Genomic DNA, 19,812 nt, shown 5'->3' with positions numbered 1-19,812 from the left:
GCTAGTGGGAAAGAGGAGGGTAAATTTTCAGCGTTGCTGGCTCCCCGTCAGCCGGATTGGGTTGCATCGCAGGGGTGTCGAAAGAGTCAACTGCGGTCCAAAGCTGTTGGACTTGGGTGAAAAGGGCGTTTATTCTTCCTATACGTTGTCGGCAGCGGGCCAAAAAGGAATACGTCCATGCCCATCGAGGTGAAACCGGCTGTGAGCGCGGGTTCAAGCATATAGCCCGACAGGCGCGTATCCTTGCCGATCACGACACGATGGCGGTGGTCACCGCGACGAAAGACACGGCCAGCCGCCATGCCGACGCGCAAGGCGGTTTCCGCCGTCATCGCGCCTTCGTTGGCTTTGCCACGAATACCGTCTGTGCCGAAATATTTGCGCACCATAAGGTCGATTATCCTGTCGTCGGGTCGCCCTCAAAGGGGACATGCCTGCTGAACCGCGAATATAGAGAAATATCCCGAATGTGCAGTTAACGAATTCTTGCGGTTTCTTTCAGCGCCGCCAATACCGCCAGCCCGTCGCGCAAGGGGCGCGGCTCGTGTGTGCGGATGAAGTCAGCTCCACCTGCGGCGGCGGCAAGCTCTGCAGCGAGTGTCGCGGCCCCGACATCCCCCGGACCACGGCCTGTGAGCGCGCGCAGAAAGGATTTGCGCGAAACAGACAGAAGCACCGGCAAATCGAAGCGCAGCCGCAATTCATCGAACCGCGCCAGCACCGAGAGCGAGGTTTCGGGAGCAGCCCCCAGAAAAAACCCCATGCCGGGATCAAGGACAAGGCGGTTGCGTTTGATACCGGCACCCGTCAGCGCCGCGATGCGCGCGTCAAAGAACGCCGCAATGTGATCCATGATGTCGCCAGCGGGTGCCTCGCGCCGATCTGCCTGCCCGTCTTGCACCGAATGCATAACGACGAGTTTGGCAGATGATTTCGCCAATTGCGGATAGAACGCAGCGTCTGGAAAACCGCGAATATCATTGAGATAGGCCACACCACGCGACAAGGCATAGGCTTGCGTCGCGGGTTGATAACTGTCGAGCGAGACGGGAATGCCATCTGCCTTGAGCGCGTCCAGCACCGGCGCGATACGCGCGATTTCTGTGTCGGACGAAACAGGCGCGGCGTCGGGATTGCTGGATGCCGGACCGAGGTCGATCACATCTGCCCCCTCGGCCATCAGCTTACGCGCCTGCGCAATGGCTGCGTCTGGCGCCAGATACCGGCCTCCATCGGAGAAACTGTCCGAGGTTATGTTGACGATGCCGAAAATGATGAGCGATTTATTCATGGGGGCTTCTATAATAATAATAATCGAGCATGAGTCTCATACGGATGCTCGGGTCGAAAGGGAATCCCCAGGCGAGTAACCTGTTTGCGGTGATCCATTAGCTGCAGGAGCAGAATAGCATACATCTGGAAGCAAAGCCAGGAAAGCGGCCTATGGAGCTGTGCGGCAGCGCTCAGTAGGCAATTTTTCAAAATATTGTTAAGCCTTTTCTGAGCATGGTATTTTTCATGGTATTACCAATTAGCAGGAAAATAAGCCATTGAATATAAAAGATAAAAATGTCTTGTTTACAATAGAGTGGGAATAAGCGGCTAACGCCTCTCCCTGCGATCACGCAAAACTGTCAAAAAGGCGCCCTTGAGGCGCCTTTTCTTTTTCCAATCGTTTGCGAGAAAATTTTGCTCCTGGCGAAGGGGGTGAGGACTCTGTTGCCAACGTTGTCGTGGTGAGTTCCGGAGTCGATCGGAAGAGCATCATCCATCGCGTCCACACAAGGCGGCAGGCTGTGGTTTCTCCGGGCAGGGGAAAGGCTTTGCTGTATAGCCTCTGAAGGCCATCCACGAGTGTTATGCCCAGAAAGGTAAGTGCCACTGTGTCCAGCATCAAACACTCCTTCAAAATCCCCCCAAGTGATAGCAGGCGTACCAGTTACCGTTTCAAATGCAAAACCACGGTGCCGCTGCCCAACCCGATCCACGGGGAAGCTGTGGTGCAAATCTTCCAATCCCTGGATGGATCGGCCCATATCACCTCCATCACCCCGATCTGATTTGGCTACGGGGCAAAGCGGGGAGGGGTCATAGCCTCCAACCAGTTGGCTCCAACACCCAACAATAAGAAAGACTCCCGAGTAGTGTCTTTTCATTTTCATATCGTTTGCGTGGTAAAGTAGATTTCCTAACACTGCAAGTAACATCGAAAGGAGAAGTCGATGGCGAGTAAACCTTCAGCGATGAAGATGCCCGAGTTATTAGTTTTCGCGAGGATGCTCTTTATTGGCTTTGTTGGAGCTGAAGTCGCACATATCTTTTTTCTCTTGGGAACTAGCTTCGCACAGCAAATTGTTGATGTTCCTCTATGCCTAAAGGCGATGGGAGTAATGGCTGGTTTAGGTATTTGTCTGCTTTACGCTGTCAAGCGAAATGCTCACTGTGCAGCTATGCGTATAGTTCGGAGCTATCGTATTGATTTACTTGCAGGTGTAGTTATTGGTGTTTGGTCAAATAAATTAGCTTCACCTTGGCTTGCAAAGGTACATACAGTGTTCAAATCCGCTGATCCACATTGGGCTCCGGTTATTCTCCTTTTTTTCTGTGTTATTTTTCTATCACCAATTTTGCAATGTAGAACTCGTTCTAAAAAACAGACTTCCCAGCTCTATTTCATCGCTGATGAGGAAATTTATGATAGAAAGGACGATCTCCTAGAAAGCGAAGTTCAGGCTAAGTCGTTTGCAGAAACTGTTCTTGCAAGTGGCTCCCATCCTGGTCTTATTTTTGGTGTTGATGGCCCATGGGGCGTAGGTAAAACGAGTTTTGTCAATCTGGTTGAGCGTTATTGGGAAGATGCTGCTGACAAGGTGCTTGTTTGTAGATTCGAGCCACTACGTTATGCAACTGAACCTGACCTTGCTGACCGTCTAATTCGCGATCTATCTGCTGTTATTCAAGAAAAGGTATTTGCGCCAGAATTTAAGCCAGCAGCTTCGAGATATTCCCGCCTCATCAAAGGAAAAGCGGACGTTTCATTCTTGGGATTCAAGCTTTCGCTAGAGCCTTCTCAGGAAACGATCGATGAACTTCTCGATGATATTGATGATGTTTTGCGCCGTATCGATCGACGTGTAATTATCGTAATTGATGATCTAGACCGTCTGGACGCGAAAACGGTAAACAATGTTCTATTCGCAACGAGGAGGACATTCAAGCTGTCTCAGGCAACATATGTTCTTTGCTATGATACTGAATTACTTACGGGAAACAATGACGAAGGGGAAAGAGCACGCGAGTTTTTGGAAAAATTTGTAACAGTAAAGCTAAGCCTATTTGTGGATAGCTCCAGTCTTTGTGAATTTTTGCGGCGTGATTGGGCGCGTGATGAGAACCAGCTTGGTTTGGTGCCCTCTGACACAATGATAAAACTAGGTGTCGTCCTCAACGAATTGGCGGATATTTTAGGGAGTAACTTGTCGGCTAATTATCAACCGTTAGTTGGAAATTTGCGAAAACTAAAACGATTTGTCAATGCGATGCTATTGATGCAGATAGAGAAAACTGACTTGGGTAGAACAGACTTTCACAAGCGGGATCTTATCAACCTGATGCTATTGCATTTGAATTACCCTGGACTGTTTAGACGTATCTATGCAGAAGAAACAGAAGGACTAAGCGGTTCCTTTTCACTACAGAAAAAATATGGGGATACAGAGTTCAAAAATTCCGAGACGTTTTCTGCATTGGAGAATGAAGTACCGGCGCCAGCTTGGTTCTTGTTATCTCAGTTATTTGATAAAAGCATTCTGGATAAAGGCTTCGATAGTCATTTTGATGAGGCGGAACGTCGATCTAGAGCGTGTTTTAATAGCGGCAGATTTAGAAATTTAGAGGCATATCTCAAGCTTATTGTTCGATTTGCAACGCCAGAGCCACAACAAACGTTTATTCTGTACCAAAATGCAGTGTCTCAGGTTAAAGAGGGAGAGCCGATTGCTTCAATATTAATGCTGTCAGAGTTTGATTTGGAGCGTGGAGAATATTCTCATGATCAATTTTGGCGTGTGTTGGTCAACCAATCTCATGAGCTTACAAATAAGCAGGCAGAGGATGCCATAGATACACTCATTGAACATATACCACGTTATTCATCATTCGATAATAATGATCAGGGGTTGCGTCAGCGAGCTATTTACTCTTTGTTACGATTATTAGATCGCGTTGGATGGAGGAGAGAATCTGGACGGCAAATATCAAATAGTGATGAAAAAATAGTAGAGATAGCGTGGTGGTTATTTGGTGAAAATAGCTATCAAGGTAATAGTATACTGGATAATCTTATAAACTCTGAACGTGGCGTTCTTGGTTGGTATGATCTCATGATATTCAGGCTCGAGTGTTCTGCTGATCGTGGTGGGCAACTATATAATTTGCAGAGAGCGCTTATTGTGCATCAAGATAAGAGTGCTCCCACTTCAGGATCAGTCCGAGACCTTGCTCTGCTAGAAATGAGGAGGCTCTCACAGAGAATATTCGCTATCTTCAAGAAAACTTATATCGATTCACAACGTAACTTTTTAGCAGATGTCAATGATGTGGCTGTCAATGAATTTCTTGGTACTGCTTTCATGAAGTGTGTCGGAGATGCATCACAAGACCCCATTGTAGCAGAAGGTAATTCACTAGCTCGAAGAGTCGCTATTGCGCGTAATATAGTTAATGTGTTCGTCATCTATCAATTTAGTAATACCAACCCCCCTAATGGCTCAGGTGTCGGTTGTGGATATTATGATGAGACTGGAAGCAGTGATAATCATGGGATCGCACAGGTGATGAACAACTATATTTTTGATGTTTGCTTCAATCCCGAGGTCGATGAAAAGAATATATTCTTCTTCCTTGATCACTGTTTGTCAAATCTAAGCAGTTCATTCTTTTCTGGTCGGGGCAATGATGGCTACATTGCAACCAGAGAAGCACTTTCAGGTGGTTTGGATAAAATAGCAATGGGGAAATACTGGATTAAATACCACAAGCTAATTCGAGGGCTTAAACTGAACACTACTGAGCGATGTGTTTTTACATCGAATTACACAGCCTTCTATCGTGATGATCTCGATGGAGTATTCGCAGTGCTCGATGAACTGGCTGATGAATGTTCTGTGTCGTGACTTAGTACTTGGTACAGCTCAGTCTGGGGTTGAACCAATTTCTATTTGAAAAATTAAGGGGCGATCTGCGTCTCGACATCATCTGATGTCCCTGCTTTAAATCGCTGCATGCTCGTTCGGCGGGCCTGATAGTCCGCGGCCGCACAACCAACAGCTCTGTTTTCCCCTTTCAGGCAGAGAAGAAAGGTCCCACCTCATTCATACCTTGCCGCTTCCCAGGCGTGTATCGCCTGTTTGCGGGTCTCGCCCCAGTGATAGCCGCCGAGCTTGCCGTTTTGCTGGATAACCCGGTGGCAGGGGATCATCAAGGCGACGGGGTTGGCGCCCACCGCCAGCCCTACGGCGCGTGCGGCCTTGGGGTTGCCGACGGCGCTTGCCACCTGGGCGTAGCTCACCACTTTAGCGGGCGGGATCTGCAGCAGCGCCCGCCAGACGCTGATCTGAAAGTTGGTGCCGCTCACGTGCAAGGAGAGGGGGCGATCCGGCGCCTTGCTGCCATCGAACATGGTGTGGATGACCCCCTGGGTGCGTGATGGTGCTTCTCGCAGTTCTGCCTCAGGCCAACGCTTGGCGAGGGCACTCAGCGGCGTTTGTGGGGCCTGGTCATCGAGAAACGAGAAGTTGCACACCCCCCGCGGGGTCAGGGCGACGAACGCCTGGCCGAAGGGGGTGTCGTGCACCCCGTGATCGATAACCAGACCGGCCCCGCGCTGCTTGTACTCCCCCGGCGTCACCGCTTCGAGCTGCACGAAGTGATCATAGAGCCGCGAGCCGCTGCTCAGGCCCAGGGTGTCGGCCACCTCCAGCAGCGGGCGCGACTCCTGCAGCAGCGCCTTGGCCCGCTCCAGGGTCAGCACCTGCAAGTAGCGTTTGGGCGTCACCCCGGCCCAGCGGCTGAAGAGCCGCTGGAAGTGAAAGGGGCTTAAGTGAACGTGCGCCGCTATCTCGTCCAGGGTGGGCTGGCGCGCCACCTGGCTTGCGATAAAACGGATGGCATCGGCGATGCGGGCGTAATCAGACATAAGGCGCTCTCACGATAAGGTTGCGGTCGCAGGATCTTGGGGCGACAAGGTCATGTGCGACAAATAGATACCCCACCATCGGCCAGCAGGGCAATGCCGGTGGTAAAGCTGGAGGCATCGGACGCGAGATAGAGGGCCGAGCGTGCGATCTCCTCCGGTTGGGCCAGCCGTTTGAGGGCATGCATATGCTGCACAAAGGCGAGACTCTCCGGTGTATCGGTAAAGGCCCGCCCCATGGGGGTGTCGGTGCCCCCCGGCAGCAGGGCGTTGACCCGCACCCCTTGTGCCCCATATTCGGCGGCCAGCACCTGGGTCAGGCCGATGAGGCCTGCTTTGCTCGCAGCATAGGCCGCCATGCCGGGCAGTCCCAGGGTATGGCCAACGAAGGTGGAGGTAAAAATAAGGGAGCCACCCCCGCGCGCCTGCATGGCGGGGATCTGGTACTTGGCCCCCACAAAGGCGCTGGTGAGGTTGGTATCCAGGGTCTCTTGCCACTGCGCCAGTTCAAGCCCCGGCACGCTGCCCGGTGTCCCCGTGCTGCCGGCGTTGTTGAAGGCGATATCGAGTCCGCCAAAACGGGTCAGCGCGAGATCCACCAGGGCGCGGGCATAGGTTTCGCTTTTCACATCCCCCGCCAGGCTCACCGCCTGGCCCCCGAATTCCCTGATCTCCTCCACCAGCAGATCCAGCTCAGGCTGGCGGCGGGCGCCGACAACGACGCTGGCCCCTTCCCGGGCAAACAGGATGGCGCTGGCGCGGCCGATGCCGGAGCTGGCACCGGTGATGATGGCGACCTTGTTGGACAGTAATGACATGGCAGTTCCCTCGCGTGATGTGCATGGCGCCGGGTGGTGACGCTCATGCAGGGTTGGCAGACAAGTGGATGGGTTCAACCCCCTCCTGGTTCAAACCTCCTTTGGTTCAACCCCTTGGGGGCCGAAAGCACTTTTGGTTTGAAAGCAATATGGCGGCGAACCTTTGTCACGACGACCCGGATCTTGCTCACTTGTGCCATCGGCGATGGCCCATCACGGTATCGGGAGATATCAGCGTTTATTGAAGGGAGTGGAAGGAAGTGGGAAGGGAGCGGGGCTGTGGCGCCGCTTTCCCAGGTGGTGGTGACCTGGGTTTGCAAGGGCAGGGCATGGAAAACAGTGCCACCGGTGTCGGCGGCACTGACGCAAAGCCTGGTGGGATAACACTCTTTTAGGGGTTATCAGGCCAGGGCGGGGCTGGATGTGGCGGCGCAGGGCAGGGCGGCCAACTGTGCAAGGTGCTCGCCCAGGGAGACCCCGGCGCCGGTGGCGTTGACCGTCTCGAAGTAGTCGTGCCAGCCCGATGCGGCTATCCCCTGGACGAGGGCATCGATGGCTGCGGCATCCGGCCCGCGCCAGATGGCGAAGAAGGGGTGGGGCGCACCATGGAGGGGGGCAGCATCGGTCTCGCCCAGGGCGATGGGCTCCACCCCGAGGGCGGCGAGGTTGGCCATGCCTGTACCAATGGCCTCGAAGAACTGCTGACGGGCCGTCTGGCTCAGTGCCAGCCAGGCGGGAGTGGGGGTGTAGAGCTCTGCCAGATAGTGGGTCATAGGGGTTCCTTCGGGAGTTGGCCCTTGCGCAAGGTGCGCAAGGCGCGTTGACAAATCCGGGTTGTCGCGGGGCTGGGGCTTTCGTGAGACCAGCGCGCGCAGAGGTCAGTGACCCACTGTGGCCTGTCTTTGCTCGCATCGTTCAGCCAGTTGGCGACGGAGTCCTGCACATAGAGGGCGGGATCGGCCTTGAGGGGCTCGAGCAGCATCAGGGCCTGCTCCGGCGCTTGTCGCAGGGACGCAAGATGGGTACACCAGACGCCGCGGGGCCGGGTCGCTTCGCTGGCAAAGCGTCGCAGCCGCTCGGACGGCTCCGCCGTCCAGGGTACCAGGGCGGCAATGGCCACCTCGAGCTGCGCAGCAATGGTCGTTCGCATTGCGAGCCAGGCCCACTCGCGCACCCCAAAGTGCGGGTCATCGGCGAGGGGGCGAATGAGGGCCAGGCGGTCGCTGAGCGACAGCCCCTCGCTCGCGCCCACCATGAAACAGGCCCAGCCCCGCACGGTATCGGAGGGATGACGGCTGAGCGCCGCAAGATCCCTCGTGCCGTTCTCGGTCAGGAGCAGCCTGGCGGCCAGTGCCATGCGCCGGGTAATGCCCTCCCCGGATGCGGCGTGCATCGACGCCAGCGCCTGGGGCCCGAGCGAAGGCCGGGTGCACTGCATCAGGGCGGCAAAATCCACCGCCAGGCATTCGGTCAGGTTGCTTGCCTCAGCCTCTCCCCGGTTGAGCTGGGCGAGGCGTGAGGGGGTGATATCCGTGATGCGGCTGCGTGTCATGGGTGCTCCTCTGTGGCGGCCTCTGTGCAGCCTGCCCGGGATGAGATGACATTGAGCCAGGCCCGCTTGAGCAGGGCACTCAGGGTCTCTCGCTCTGCCTGATCGAACCCGGCAAACAGGGAGCCTATCCACTGGCTGTGCTCATCGAGCAGGTGCTGCGCCAAGGCCTGGCCCTGCTCTGTCAGGCGCACCGAGATCTTTCGCCTGTCCTGGCTGTCGCTGTGGCGAGCCAACAGGCCGTCCCGTTGCAGCCCGTCGAGCAGGCCGGTGATGGTGGCCCGTGTGACCCCCGCCTTGTCGGCAAGCTCGTGGGGAGCCAACCCTGCTGGCAGGTCGCGCAGCAAAAACAGCAGCACGAACTTGCCTTCGGAGAGGCGGTGGGGAGCCAGGCGCGCCGCGCACGCCTGATCGATGGCAGCGGCGAGGGTCAACACCTCAAAGCAGACGCGCATGTTTTGGGTGTCCGCGTGTCCGCGGCGCTCTGCATCCTCGAGCAGGGCGAGGTGTTTCTGTTCCAGCGTGATCATGATGGTGAGTCTCGAATGTCTTTGTATGGCGCCATACTATATGGCGCCAACCAAATGATCAACCACCCAAGCGTGCGACCGGAATGGTCCATGGCAACGGAGAGCGGGAGTGTGGCGATGGGGGGCCTTTGCAAGAGCAGGCGTTGCAAGAAAATCGGCCATTTTTGGCCGTCATTCCCTATAATGCCCCTCCTTTGTGGTCTGGGGGGGAGTGCCCGCAGTGAGCCACCGCAAGCCCGAATGTTGATAGAGACGATCCCATGCATACCCTGGAACAGCTTCGCGCAGGCGAGCTCTGCGGCGCCCGCCACCTCAAACTTGCTGAAAACCTCGCGGTGTTCCCTCCCGAGATCCTGAGCCTCAAGGAGACCCTGGAGGTGCTGGATCTCACCGGCAACCAGCTGAGCGAGTTGCCTGACGAGCTGGCCGAATGCAAGAAGCTGCGCATCCTCTTCTGCTCCGAGAACAACTTCACCGAACTGCCAGAGGTGCTGGGGCGCTGCCCTGCGCTCACCATGGTGGGCTTCAAGGCCAACCGCATCGCGACCGTCCCGGCCGCCTCCCTGCCCGCCAGATTGCGCTGGCTGATCCTGACCGACAACGAGATAGAGACACTGCCCGGAGAATTGGGGCGCTGCATTGATCTGCAAAAGCTGATGCTCTCTGGCAACCGGCTACATGAGCTTCCCGAGACGCTTGCCGGTTGCCACCGTTTGGAGCTTTTGCGCATCGCCGCCAACCGCCTGCCAGCGCTTCCGAGCTGGCTGCCCTCGATGCCGCGTCTGTCCTGGCTGGCCTTTGCGGGCAACCCTTTCTGTGATGAACAGGCGTGTCTGAACGGCACATCGGAGTTCACTACCGAGATCCCCTGGCAGGCGATCTCACTGGGGGATGTGCTCGGGGAGGGAGCATCCGGCGTCATCTATCGCGCCGAGTGGGCGAGGGCTGAAGGGCCCGGGGCGGTGGCGGTCAAGCTCTTCAAGGGGGCCGTCACCAGCGATGGCTTGCCCCTGAGCGAGATGACTGCATCCCTGGCCGCCGGTCGTCATCCAAACCTGGTCGGTGTGATGGGGAGAGTGAGCGATCATCCCTCCGGCATCCCGGCACTGGTGATGCCCCTGATAGACCCGGCCTTCGCCACCCTGGCGGGCCCCCCGAGCCTGGACTCCTGCACCCGGGATGTCTATGGGGTGGATCTGAACTTCACCCCGGCCCAGGTGATGGCCATGGTGCAAGGGGTGGCTGCGGCCGCCCGGCACCTGCACGAGCGGGGCATCCTCCACGGCGATCTCTACGCACACAACCTGCTGTACTCCTTGCAGCCCGCGATGCCTCACTCGTCGCAGGAGGCGCCGGGCCGGGTGCTGCTCGGGGACTTTGGTGCCGCCTCCTGTTACGACCGCGCCGATGAGGTGCTGGCCGGGCGGCTGGAGCGCCTGGAAGTGCGGGCCTTTGGTTGCCTGCTGGCCGAGCTGCTGGCGCGCTGTGATGGGGGGGACGCCGACCTCGACCCCCTTCATCGACTGGCCGGGGAGTGCGGCTTTGAGGTGCCTTCCCGGCGACCCACCTTCGCGCAGATCCTGACCCGGCTGGCAGCGATGGCGACAAGCCTGCCTGGGGTCGTGGCCTGAGGCCTGCCCATCGTGGGCCTTCTCTTGCACAGGGGCGGGATCATGGGGCTTGCGCCACTTCGGTGAAGTTGTGATAGTGATGCACCATTGCAGATGACGAGAGGAAGATGATGGAAGCGGCATTTTGGCACCAGAAGTGGAAAGAGAACCGGATTGGCTTTCATCAGGCAGATTTCAACCGCTGGCTGCAATCCTGGTGGTCGGCCCAGCAAGGGAGCGACCCCGTGCTGGTGCCCCTTTGCGGTAAATCCCGGGACATGCTCTGGCTGCGTGAGCAGGGGCATCCGGTGGATGGCTTCGAGCTCTCCGAGCTCGCCATTACCCAGTTTTTTGACGAGAACAACCTGAGTGCAGAGAGAAGCGAGGTGGGTCCCTATCAGTGCCACCGGCACGAGGATCTGCGCATCTATCAGGGGGACTTCTTCGCCGCTCCGGAGCTTGGTCAGCGTTATCGCCTGGTCTATGACAGGGCGGCCCTTATCGCCTTGCCGGGCGCCATGCGCCGCCAGTATGCCGCCCTGATGAGCCGCCTGGTGGAGGCGGGGGGGCAGGTGTTGCTGGTGACCCTCGAGTATCAGCCCGAGCAGCAGCAACAGCCGCCGTTCTCGGTGGGGGAGATGGAGGTGCGCACCCTGTTTGAGCGCGACTTTGGTGTCGAGGTGCTGGGCCGGGGGGCTGAGCTGGATCACCCCAGGGTGCTCTCGGGGCAGCTCTCCTATTTCGACGAGGTGGCTTACCGGCTGATCCGCCGGGGCTGAGAGGGCGCGAGGCCGATGCCAAGGATGGAAGTGGCGCTTGTTTTACCTCCTTTGACATAGATCAACGTGGAAAATCAGGGAAATGCCTAAGATGAGGCTGTTTCTCAATCACTGCTGGTGCCGACCGATGAGCTCTGGTTTGAACGCCGGTCGAACATCAACCCAGTGTCTGATTTTCACGCTCATGTTCACTTTTGGCGGCTCTGGTCGCAATTGATTATGGTTTTTCCAGCCGACCCCACGGGGTCGGCTTTTTATTGCCTGCGCGTTGCCAACAGGGGAGGTCAGCCTTCGAAGGTGGCGGCGTTGAGCCGAAACGCCCTGGGATCGTCGACAAACTGGCCGGTGATCCGCTCGTCGTGCTCGTGGCCCAGGCCATAGCTGCAGAGGATGAGGCGATCCGAGGTACGGGATCTCAGCTGGGTGATGAAGCGCACCAGATCGGCACGGCTGAGCCTGCCCACCTCCTCGCGTACCCGTTCGCGCTGATCAAAACCCAGATCCTTGTTGCCGATGCTGACCCAGAGCCGCTGGCCGCGGCTGCGCAGGTTGGCATCCCGCTCGCTGAGCTGGGCCTGCAACCCCGCCTTGCTCTCCTGCCACTGCTGCTCGGTGAACTCCAGCATGGCGAGCGGGAAGAGATCGATGAACTCCTCCACCGCATCCAGCAGGATCTGCGGTCCCGCTACCGGCGACTGGATATAGAAGATGAGACCGGGATGGCGGTTGAGGGGCAGGTTGCCGGCTCCCACCACGTAACCGAGCTGCTGGCGGGTGCGCAGCTCGTGGAAGAAGGTGGATGACATGATGTGGTTGGCCAGGGTGAAGCAGGCGAGATCCCGCGCCCGGGTGGTGCGCGACTGGTAGTAGACCAGCAGCGCCGAGTCCTCGTGATCGCACCCCTGCTCGCGAATGAGGGTGCCTCTGTCCTGGATGGAGATGAGGGGGCGGCGGGTCTCGGCGCTGGGCTGGCTGTTGGCACCGAGGTGGCGCTCCAGCAGGGCCGCGAGTTCGAGGGCCTCGGCGGCCGTCCAGTCTCCATGTACCAGGGCCTCCAGATGCACCCTGGCAAAGAGCTCGGAGACGAAGCCGGGCATCTCCCCGAGTTCGACGGCGCGCAGGTGGCGCAACAGCTGCTCGAAGGGCGGGTTGTTGGGTTGCAGCAAACTGGTGAGCTGGTTGAACAGCTGGGAGATGGGGCGGGTCTTGGCCTGGTTCTCCCAGTTGCGGATAAGCTGCTCCTTGATCTCGCTAAAGCGGGCCGGATCCGGATACCCCAGGGTGCGGTTGCCGAGGATCATGTCGAGCAGCAGCGGTTGCTTGTCGGCAAAGCCGCTGAGGTTGATGGTAAAGCCCCCCTGATGGGCATAAATCTGGTAGCCAAGACCCGCGAGCTCCGCCGGGTAGGTGAGGGCGTTGAGGTGATCCGTGAGCAGTTCCACGGCCAGACGCGCCATGGCGATGTGACGCGGGCTCTTGACCGCATGTTCGCTGTCGACGGAGATATAAAGGCTGCCCTTGGGCACGCTGAACTGATGCTCGTGCAGGTGCCAGAGCCGGAAACCGGGCCTGTCGATGAGGCAGGACGGTATGTCGGCGGGCAGCGCCGGCAGACGGGCGTCGAGGCGGGTGCTGATGAAGGGGTTGGGCGCCGGCAGGTGCAGGGCGGGATCCGGTTCACTCTGCTGCCAGCGGATCTTCTCGGCCTCGCTGATGCTCTGGACGCTGTAGGGGGTCTGGTACCAGCGGGCGAGGCGATCCGTGCTCACTTCCGGGGCCTGGATGGTCACTCGCAGATTGTGGGGGGTCAGCTTGGCGAGGAAGCGCCGGATCAGCGGCTCATCGAACTCGCGCATCATGTAATCGCCGTAGAGCAGATCGTCCGGCCCGTAGCTGAACAGGTTGAGCACGAGGCCGGAGACGGTGTCGAGGGCCCGGCCCCGCTCCTGGAAGCGGAAGGCGGACTCCAGCACGCTGCGCTTCTCCTCATAGCGCCAGGCCTGCACCCCGCCCCGCTCGATGAGCTTCAGGTAGCCAAACAGGGCGGCGATGATCTCGTCCACATGCTCAAGCCCAAGGGGGGTGAGGCCAAAGCTCACGCCAAAGTCCTTGAAGTTGGCGCCGCTGATGCCGCCGCCGGCGGCGAGCTGATTGACCCAGCCTCGCCCCTTGAGCAGAGAGAGCAGGCTGCCTTCCCCCTCATAGCCGATGAGGTGGCTCAGGAAGGTGAGGGGTTTTTTGTCGTAATACTCATCCACGCACGGCAGCGGGAAGGTCAGCGCCAGCTTGCGGGTCTCCTTGACCGGGGTCAGCAGGATGCGAATGCCGAGATCATCGAGCCGGTAGAGAGGATGGCTCAGTACCGGAGGCCCGAGGTGGCGATCCGGAATGGCTCCAAAGAAGCGATCACACCAGGCTAGCTGGGTCTCGATGGGTGCCGGTGAAAGCATGACCAGCGCCATGCGATCCGCACTGTAGTGGGTTTCGTAGAACGCAATGAGGTCCGAGCGCAGATCTCGGCCGGGGAGATCCGCCAGGGTGTCGAGGTTGCCCACCGAGAATTTGGAGAAGGGGTGGTCCGGATTGACCGTCTCCTTGTGCACCTGGTAGCCGCGGCGCACATCGTCCTGCAGCTTGAGGCGGTACTCGGAGTCCACCGCGTTGCGCTCCTTGTCGACCCACTCCGGTGCAAAGGTGGGGCAGATGAAGAACTGGGAGAACCGGTCGAGCCCCGCCTCGAAGAAGCCGTTGTCGATGTCGAAGAAGAAGTTGGTGAACTCGGTGCCGGTCCAGGCGTTGTTGCTGCCCCCGTGGCGGCTCATGAATTGCTGGTATTCACCGGGTTTGGGGTAGGTGCGGGTACCGAGAAACAGCATATGCTCGAGGAAATGGGCCATGCCCTGGCGATCCGCAGGATCGTCGAAGTGGCCGGTATTCACCGCCAGGGAGGCGGCGGATTTGTCGGTCTCGGGATCACAGATCAGCAAGACCCTGAGCCGGTTTGCCAGCTCCAGATAGTGATACCGCCGATGGTCATTGGGACTGGCATATGGGCTCATTGGGGAGGGGCTCGCGGTGAATTTATTTGAATTTAAACATGATTATCGACCCCGCTATCTTGCGAGGCAAACCCTTTTCTGAGAGGTGGCGCAATTGTTTCCCCCGGCATGGCGGGGTAAGATCCCCCCGCTATTTAAACAGGCCCCCTGGGCGAGGTTGTAATGAAAATCTACATCATGCGTCATGGCCAGGCTGGCATGAACGCAAAGACTGATGAACAGCGTCCACTGACCGAGCAAGGCATCGAAGAGTCCATCCACATGGCGGGCTGGCTGGCTCCCCAATTGGCAGGCTCCCTGAACCTGGTGATCCACAGCAACTACCTGCGTGCCAGACAGACTTGGCAGGCCATCGCCCCCGTGTTGCCCAAGGCCCTCAAGGTCGAGGAGAGCGGCGACATCACCCCCTACGGGGATCCGGCTTTCGTGGCGAGCTACCTCACTGCGCTGGCGGCGGAGCATGACAACATCCTGATGGTCAGCCACCTGCCGCTGGTGGGGTATCTGGTCCAGAGTCTCTGCCCGGCGGCAGGGGCCCCCATGTTCGCGACGTCCGGGCTGGCCTGCATCGAATGGCAAGATGGCAAAGGAGTCTTGCTCTGGCTGGAAGGACCGCATACAATACGGTAAAAGTTAATAATAAGTTACAGTTTGGTTTTTTGGGGAAGAGAGAGTCGATTTTTCCGGTTTTTTATATAAATTTAACGGAATTATTTCGCATAAGCTGCTGTCATACGGATACAACTTCAAGAGGTTGCAAACGATGAGAGTGTTCAAGAAGTACCTGCCACTGATGGTGGCAAAACATGTCAAAACCTTCTTCAAGGGGCGGATTTACATCCACGGCAGGGGGCGCTTCGATTTCCAGTCGGGCTTGCTGATGATGCCATTGCAAGCCGACATTCCCCATCGCCAGACGGTGCTCGAGGTCAATGAACTGATTTCAAGGCTCCACATGGATGCCGCTTGAGACGCCTCAGGCTGACCCTGGTCCCCCTCATGCCCGCCCCTGTGCGGGCATGATTGTTGATGGCGCCTGGGCGCGGCGCCAACCGTTCGCGTCATGGCGCTTCTTCCTGCGTTGGCAGGCTTGCTTATCCTGATTGCCTCTCTATACTCGCGCGCAATACCCGCCTTTTTATTCTGGATATCGCAATGCCCCTTGCCTTCCTGTTTCCCTTCTCCTGCATGGCCATCTGGGCCGGCAATGGCATCGTCAGCAAGCTGGCGGTCGGGGTGTTGTCTCCTGCGGCGCTCGCCTGGTCGCGCTGGATGGTGGCGGCCCTGGTGCTGACCCCGTTTCTGGCTCACCGGGCCTGGCGTGAGCGCCGCAAGCTGCGGGCCGGTTTCTCGAAGCTGGCGGTGCTGGCCCTGCTCGGCATGGTCTTGAACCAGACCTTTGGCTATTACGCGGCCCAGACCCTGGGGGCTACCGAGATTGGCCTGATGATGGGGCTGACCCCCTTGATGACAGTGCTGCTCAGCATCTGGTTGCTGCGCGAGCGGCCCACCTGGGGGGCGCTGCTGGGAGGCGCCATCTCCATTCTGGGGCTGGCGATTTTGTTGGGGCAGGGGGATCCGGCCCGGCTGCTGACCCAGGGCATCCATATCGGTTCCGTCTACATGCTGCTCTCGGCGGCCACCTATGCGCTCTACAGCGTGCTGCTCAAGCGCTGGGATCTGGGGCTGGACAACTGGTCCATGCTCTACGGCCAGGTGCTGTGCAGCCTTCTGTTCCTCACCCCCTTCTATCTGCTGGTGGACGGGCACTGGCCCGATGGCAGCGCCCTCTGGCTCATCCTCTATGCGGGGATCCCGACCTCGGCCCTCTCGCCCTGGCTCTGGATGCAGGGCATTGCCCTGCTCGGGGCGAGCCGTACCGCCATCTTCATGAACCTGTTGCCGGTCATGACGGCCGCCCTTGCCATCAGCTGGCTCGGGGAGCGGCTCACCAGCTATCACCTCATCGGTGGCGGCATGACCCTGATGGGGGTGTTGCTGGCGCAGTTGCTGGTGAGGCCCGTGACGGTGCGAAGACGCGCCCGGCTCGCGGTGGCGGGCTGTCAGGAGAAGTAGGATAAAAAAAGACCGCCCTCGAGGCGGTCTTTTTGGTTCGGTGCCTAGCGTCACTGCGCCGTCAGATAGAGATCCTTGGCATAGACCAGGTCTTGCGGGTTCTGGTAGGGGTAGCCTTTGACGTTGGGTTTGAGCAGCCGAGATTTCACGTAGAAGTAGACAGGCGCGATGGGGGCCTCCTCGTCGATCAGCACCTCGGCCTGCTGATAGAGGCGGTTGCGCTCGGCCGGATCCTTGGCGTCATGGGCCTTGGCCAGGAGGGCGTCGTACTCCTTGTTGAACCACTTGCCGCTGTTGGCGCTGCTGCTGGAGGTCATGATGTCGAGGAAGGTGGAGGCATCGTTGTAGTCTCCGTTCCAGGAGTAGCGGCTCACCCCGAAGTCACCCTCGTTCAGGGCCGACACCATGGTCTTCCACTCCATGTTGTTGAGCTCCGCCTTGACCCCCAGGTTGTGCTTCCACATGGAGGAGATGGCGAGCGCTATCTTCTTGTGCCCCTCGTTGGTGTTGTAGAGGATGTCCACCGTCAGCGGCTTGCCCGGGCCGTAACCCGCCTCGCCGAGCAGCGCCTTGGCCTGCTTGATGCGCTCTTCCTTGCTCATCAGCTCGCTGGCGGGGCGTTTGAGCTCGAAGCCGTCCACGCTCGGCGGGGTCAGGCTGAAGGCGGAAAGCTGCCCCTGTCCCAGGATCTTCTCCGTGATGGTGTCCCGGTCGATGGCAAGGGAGAGTGCCTTGCGTACCCTGACGTCGTCAAAGGGTTTGCGCTGGGTGTTGAAGACGTAGTAGTAGGTGGCGAGCATGGGGGCGCTCACCAGCTCCTCCGGGCTCTGGCGCTTGATCTGCTGATACTGCTCCAGGGGATAGGTAGTGTAGTGCAGCTCGCTCGCACGATAGCGGTTGTAGGCCGCGGTATCGGAGACGATCTCCAGATAGATCACCTTGTTCAGCACGGTGTGCTCGTTGTCCCAGTAGTGGGGGTTGCGCTCGGCGATGAGGCGCTCGTTCGGGGTCCACTCCTTGAGGGCGAAAGCGCCGTTGGAGACGATGTTGGCCGGTTTGACCCACTCATGACCGAACTTCTCGATGGTGGCCTTGGGCGCCGGGAAGGTGGTGTAGTGGGAGAGGGTCTTGAGGAAGAAGGGGACCGGGTTTTTCAGGGTGATCTGCAGGGTGTAGTCATCGAGCGCCTTGATCCCCAGGGCATCCGGGCTCTGCTTGCCCTGCACCACGTCGCTGGCATTGGCGACGCCGGTCAGCTCGATGAACCAGGCGTAGTTGGAGGCGTTCTTGGGGTCCGCCGCCCGCTGCCAGCCATAGACGTAGTCCGCCGCCGTCACCGGCTCGCCGTTGGACCATTTGGCATCGGGTCTGAGCTTGAAGGTGTAGACGGTGCCCGTGGCATCGAGCTCGTAGCCAAGGGCGCCCGCCGCCTGCAGCTTGCCGTTGCCATCCAGGGTATAGAGCCCCTCGAACAGATCGTTGACGACGTCGCTGCCCGCGCTCTCTTCCACCATCTGGGGATCGATGGAGGCAGGCTCGGTGCCGATGTTGCGCACGAACACTTGCTGGGCGGCTGGCAGAAGCTGGGTGCCTTCAGGCACCTGGGCGGCGAGGACGGGGAGGGTGAGCAGAGCGGCAACCGCCCCGGCGATAAGCGACTTTTTCATTGAATATCCTTATGTTTTTTTGCTTCCAAAGCGCAGCCAGTGTGCGGGATTGGGGGGCAGATCTCAAGAGGGGAGCCTCTGGCGCAACATTGCCGGGCGCCAGGGGGAGCAAGGCGGGCAGCCGCGTCGGCCCGGATGCATTCTTGTCACGAATTAACCCCCCAAAAGATGCCGGATGGCACCCTTGTTTCACGCCGAAAGCCCGTGGTGGCGCGGTTTTCTGGCGATTTAAAGAACGGCTTAATTCGCTGCAAAAACAAAAAACAGGCGTTACATTGGGTTACAAAACAACGCTGCCGGGGATCGGCACTTTTTTTGCCGACACCTGCAAACGTTTTCAACGGCCAACGGAAACGATCTTAAAGGAACAAGAATGCGAAACATGATCACCATGGGCGAGTTCATCGTCAAAAAGCAGGCGGACTACCCGACCGCGACCGGCGAGCTGACCTCCTTGCTCAGCTCCATCCGCCTGGCCGCCAAGGTGGTGAACCGGGAGATCAACAAGGCGGGTCTGGCGGACATCATCGGCTCCATCGGCGCCGAAAACGTGCAGGGCGAGGTGCAGCAGAAGCTGGACGTCTATGCCAACGAGCGCTTCAAGGCGGCGCTGGAGGCCCGTGGCGAGGTGTGCGGCATGGCCTCTGAGGAGGAGGAGGACTTCGTCTCCTTCGATTCCGAGCTCTCTCGTCACTCCAAGTACGTGGTGCTGATAGACCCCCTCGACGGCTCCTCCAACATCGACGTCAACGTCTCGGTCGGGACCATCTTCTCCATCTACCGCCGGGTCAGCAAACCGGGCGCCGGCGTCACCCTGGAAGACTTCCTGCAGCCGGGTCACCGTCAGGTCGCGGCGGGCTACGTGGTCTACGGCTCCTCCACCATGCTGGTCTACACCACCGGCTTTGGGGTCAACGGCTTCACCTATGACCCCTCCATCGGCTGCTTCTGCCTCTCCCACGAGAACATCCGCATTCCGGAGGAGGGCAAGATCTACTCCATCAACGAGGGCAACTACATCAAGTTCCCGGACGGGGTGAAGAAGTACCTGAAATACTGCCAGGAGCGTGACGAGGCGACTCACAGGCCCTATACCTCCCGCTACATCGGTTCCCTGGTGTCGGATTTCCACCGCAACCTGCTCAAGGGGGGCATCTACATCTACCCGTCCGGCACCAACTCTCCGAACGGCAAGCTGCGCCTGCTCTATGAGTGCAACCCCATGGCCTTCCTGGTGGAGCAGGCCGGTGGCAAGGCGTCCGATGGCTTTGGCCGCATCATGGACATCCAGCCTACCGCTCTGCACCAGCGGACCCCCTACTTCGTCGGGTCCACCAGGATGGTGGAGCGGGCCGAGGCCTTCATGCGGGAGTTCTCCGCCCACGAGGATCCGGCCAACCAGGGCTAAGCCCGGGCCAGCGTCCCTTCGTCACGGGAGCCGTCAAGGCTCCCGTTTTTATTGGCGTGCAGGCGGGTGTAGCCAGGTTGATATGCTGACGGACTGACGGACTGACGGACTGACGGACTGACG

Annotated in this window: 17 protein-coding genes; 8 read left to right on the top strand and 9 right to left on the bottom strand. The window is 58.8% G+C overall.

What is annotated here, in order from left to right; all coding sequences use genetic code 11:
* Positions 1-86: 86 nt before the first annotated feature.
* Both J9893_RS09920 and sul2 read right to left on the bottom strand, forming a co-directional pair.
* On the bottom strand, positions 87-389 hold the full coding sequence (locus tag J9893_RS09920; protein WP_000251875.1) for a phosphoglucosamine mutase: 303 nt from the start codon (positions 387-389) through the stop codon (positions 87-89).
* A gap of 86 nt (positions 390-475) precedes the next feature.
* A complete protein-coding gene (sul2, locus tag J9893_RS09915; protein ID WP_001043260.1) occupies positions 476-1,291 on the bottom strand; it encodes a sulfonamide-resistant dihydropteroate synthase Sul2 in 816 nt (271 codons plus the stop codon).
* 931 nt (positions 1,292-2,222) lie between these two features.
* On the opposite strand from sul2, the gene J9893_RS09910 reads away from it, so the two are divergent.
* Positions 2,223-5,174 carry a KAP family NTPase gene (locus J9893_RS09910; protein WP_202040816.1) on the top strand — a complete coding sequence of 984 codons (2,952 nt, stop codon included), beginning with the start codon at positions 2,223-2,225 and terminating at the stop codon, positions 5,172-5,174.
* Positions 5,175-5,368: 194 nt separating this feature from the next.
* Here J9893_RS09910 and J9893_RS09905 read toward each other — a convergent pair whose 3' ends face one another.
* From J9893_RS09905 to J9893_RS09885, 5 genes are all read right to left on the bottom strand, one after another.
* On the bottom strand, positions 5,369-6,196 hold the full coding sequence (locus J9893_RS09905; protein WP_143237456.1) for a methylated-DNA--[protein]-cysteine S-methyltransferase: 828 nt from the start codon (positions 6,194-6,196) through the stop codon (positions 5,369-5,371).
* 50 nt (positions 6,197-6,246) lie between these two features.
* Entirely contained in the window at positions 6,247-7,011 is a 765-nt protein-coding gene (locus J9893_RS09900) for an SDR family oxidoreductase (protein WP_143237457.1), read from the bottom strand.
* Positions 7,012-7,412: 401 nt separating this feature from the next.
* Positions 7,413-7,784: a DUF6616 family protein gene (locus J9893_RS09895; protein WP_143237458.1), complete on the bottom strand. Its 372-nt coding sequence runs from the start codon at positions 7,782-7,784 to the stop codon at positions 7,413-7,415.
* On the bottom strand, positions 7,781-8,563 hold the full coding sequence (locus J9893_RS09890; RefSeq protein ID WP_143237459.1) for a HEAT repeat domain-containing protein: 783 nt from the start codon (positions 8,561-8,563) through the stop codon (positions 7,781-7,783). The genes J9893_RS09895 and J9893_RS09890 overlap by 4 nt, the downstream gene beginning before the upstream one ends.
* Positions 8,560-9,090, bottom strand: coding sequence for a MarR family transcriptional regulator (locus J9893_RS09885; RefSeq protein WP_143237460.1), 531 nt, complete (start codon positions 9,088-9,090; stop codon positions 8,560-8,562). Before J9893_RS09885 ends, J9893_RS09890 begins: the two co-directional genes overlap by 4 nt.
* Before the next feature lie 260 nt (positions 9,091-9,350).
* On the opposite strand from J9893_RS09885, the gene J9893_RS09880 reads away from it, so the two are divergent.
* Together J9893_RS09880 and J9893_RS09875 are read left to right on the top strand one after the other, a co-directional pair.
* Positions 9,351-10,721: a leucine-rich repeat-containing protein kinase family protein gene (locus J9893_RS09880; protein WP_143237461.1), complete on the top strand. Its 1,371-nt coding sequence runs from the start codon at positions 9,351-9,353 to the stop codon at positions 10,719-10,721.
* Positions 10,722-10,831: 110 nt separating this feature from the next.
* Entirely contained in the window at positions 10,832-11,479 is a 648-nt protein-coding gene (locus tag J9893_RS09875; RefSeq protein ID WP_039039037.1) for a thiopurine S-methyltransferase, read from the top strand.
* 284 nt (positions 11,480-11,763) lie between these two features.
* Here J9893_RS09875 and J9893_RS09870 read toward each other — a convergent pair whose 3' ends face one another.
* Positions 11,764-14,538 carry an insulinase family protein gene (locus J9893_RS09870; RefSeq protein WP_202040819.1) on the bottom strand — a complete coding sequence of 925 codons (2,775 nt, stop codon included), beginning with the start codon at positions 14,536-14,538 and terminating at the stop codon, positions 11,764-11,766.
* A 162-nt stretch (positions 14,539-14,700) separates the two neighbouring features.
* Between J9893_RS09870 and sixA the strand changes: the two genes are divergently transcribed.
* The 3 genes from sixA (at position 14,701) to J9893_RS09855 (ending at position 16,614) form a co-directional block, all read left to right on the top strand.
* The gene (gene sixA, locus J9893_RS09865) at positions 14,701-15,168 is read left to right on the top strand and encodes a phosphohistidine phosphatase SixA (protein WP_041215262.1); all 468 of its coding nucleotides are present in this window, start codon (positions 14,701-14,703) and stop codon (positions 15,166-15,168) included.
* A 133-nt stretch (positions 15,169-15,301) separates the two neighbouring features.
* On the top strand, positions 15,302-15,508 hold the full coding sequence (locus tag J9893_RS09860) for a DUF1107 domain-containing protein (protein WP_005324080.1): 207 nt from the start codon (positions 15,302-15,304) through the stop codon (positions 15,506-15,508).
* A 185-nt stretch (positions 15,509-15,693) separates the two neighbouring features.
* Positions 15,694-16,614: a DMT family transporter gene (locus J9893_RS09855; RefSeq protein WP_039039040.1), complete on the top strand. Its 921-nt coding sequence runs from the start codon at positions 15,694-15,696 to the stop codon at positions 16,612-16,614.
* Positions 16,615-16,664: 50 nt separating this feature from the next.
* Here the strand turns inward: J9893_RS09855 and J9893_RS09850 are convergent, their stop codons facing one another.
* Positions 16,665-18,281, bottom strand: a complete 1,617-nt coding sequence (locus tag J9893_RS09850; RefSeq protein WP_069784707.1) for a peptide ABC transporter substrate-binding protein — start codon at positions 18,279-18,281, stop codon at positions 16,665-16,667.
* Here J9893_RS09850 and J9893_RS09845 point away from each other — a divergent pair.
* Together J9893_RS09845 and fbp are read left to right on the top strand one after the other, a co-directional pair.
* Positions 18,281-18,667 (top strand): hypothetical protein, encoded by a 387-nt coding sequence (locus J9893_RS09845; RefSeq protein WP_210600261.1) that lies wholly within the window; start codon positions 18,281-18,283, stop codon positions 18,665-18,667. The two genes, J9893_RS09850 and J9893_RS09845, sit on opposite strands and share 1 nt — an antisense overlap.
* Positions 18,655-19,689 carry a class 1 fructose-bisphosphatase gene (gene fbp, locus J9893_RS09840; protein ID WP_029314452.1) on the top strand — a complete coding sequence of 345 codons (1,035 nt, stop codon included), beginning with the start codon at positions 18,655-18,657 and terminating at the stop codon, positions 19,687-19,689. Before J9893_RS09845 ends, fbp begins: the two co-directional genes overlap by 13 nt.
* The last annotated feature ends 123 nt before the right edge of the window (positions 19,690-19,812 follow it).

This window comes from Aeromonas sp. MaB10011B (assembly GCF_017939325.1).
Lineage (GTDB): Bacteria > Pseudomonadota > Gammaproteobacteria > Enterobacterales > Aeromonadaceae > Aeromonas > Aeromonas caviae.
This window is presented reverse-complemented; position numbering and strand designations above follow the sequence as displayed.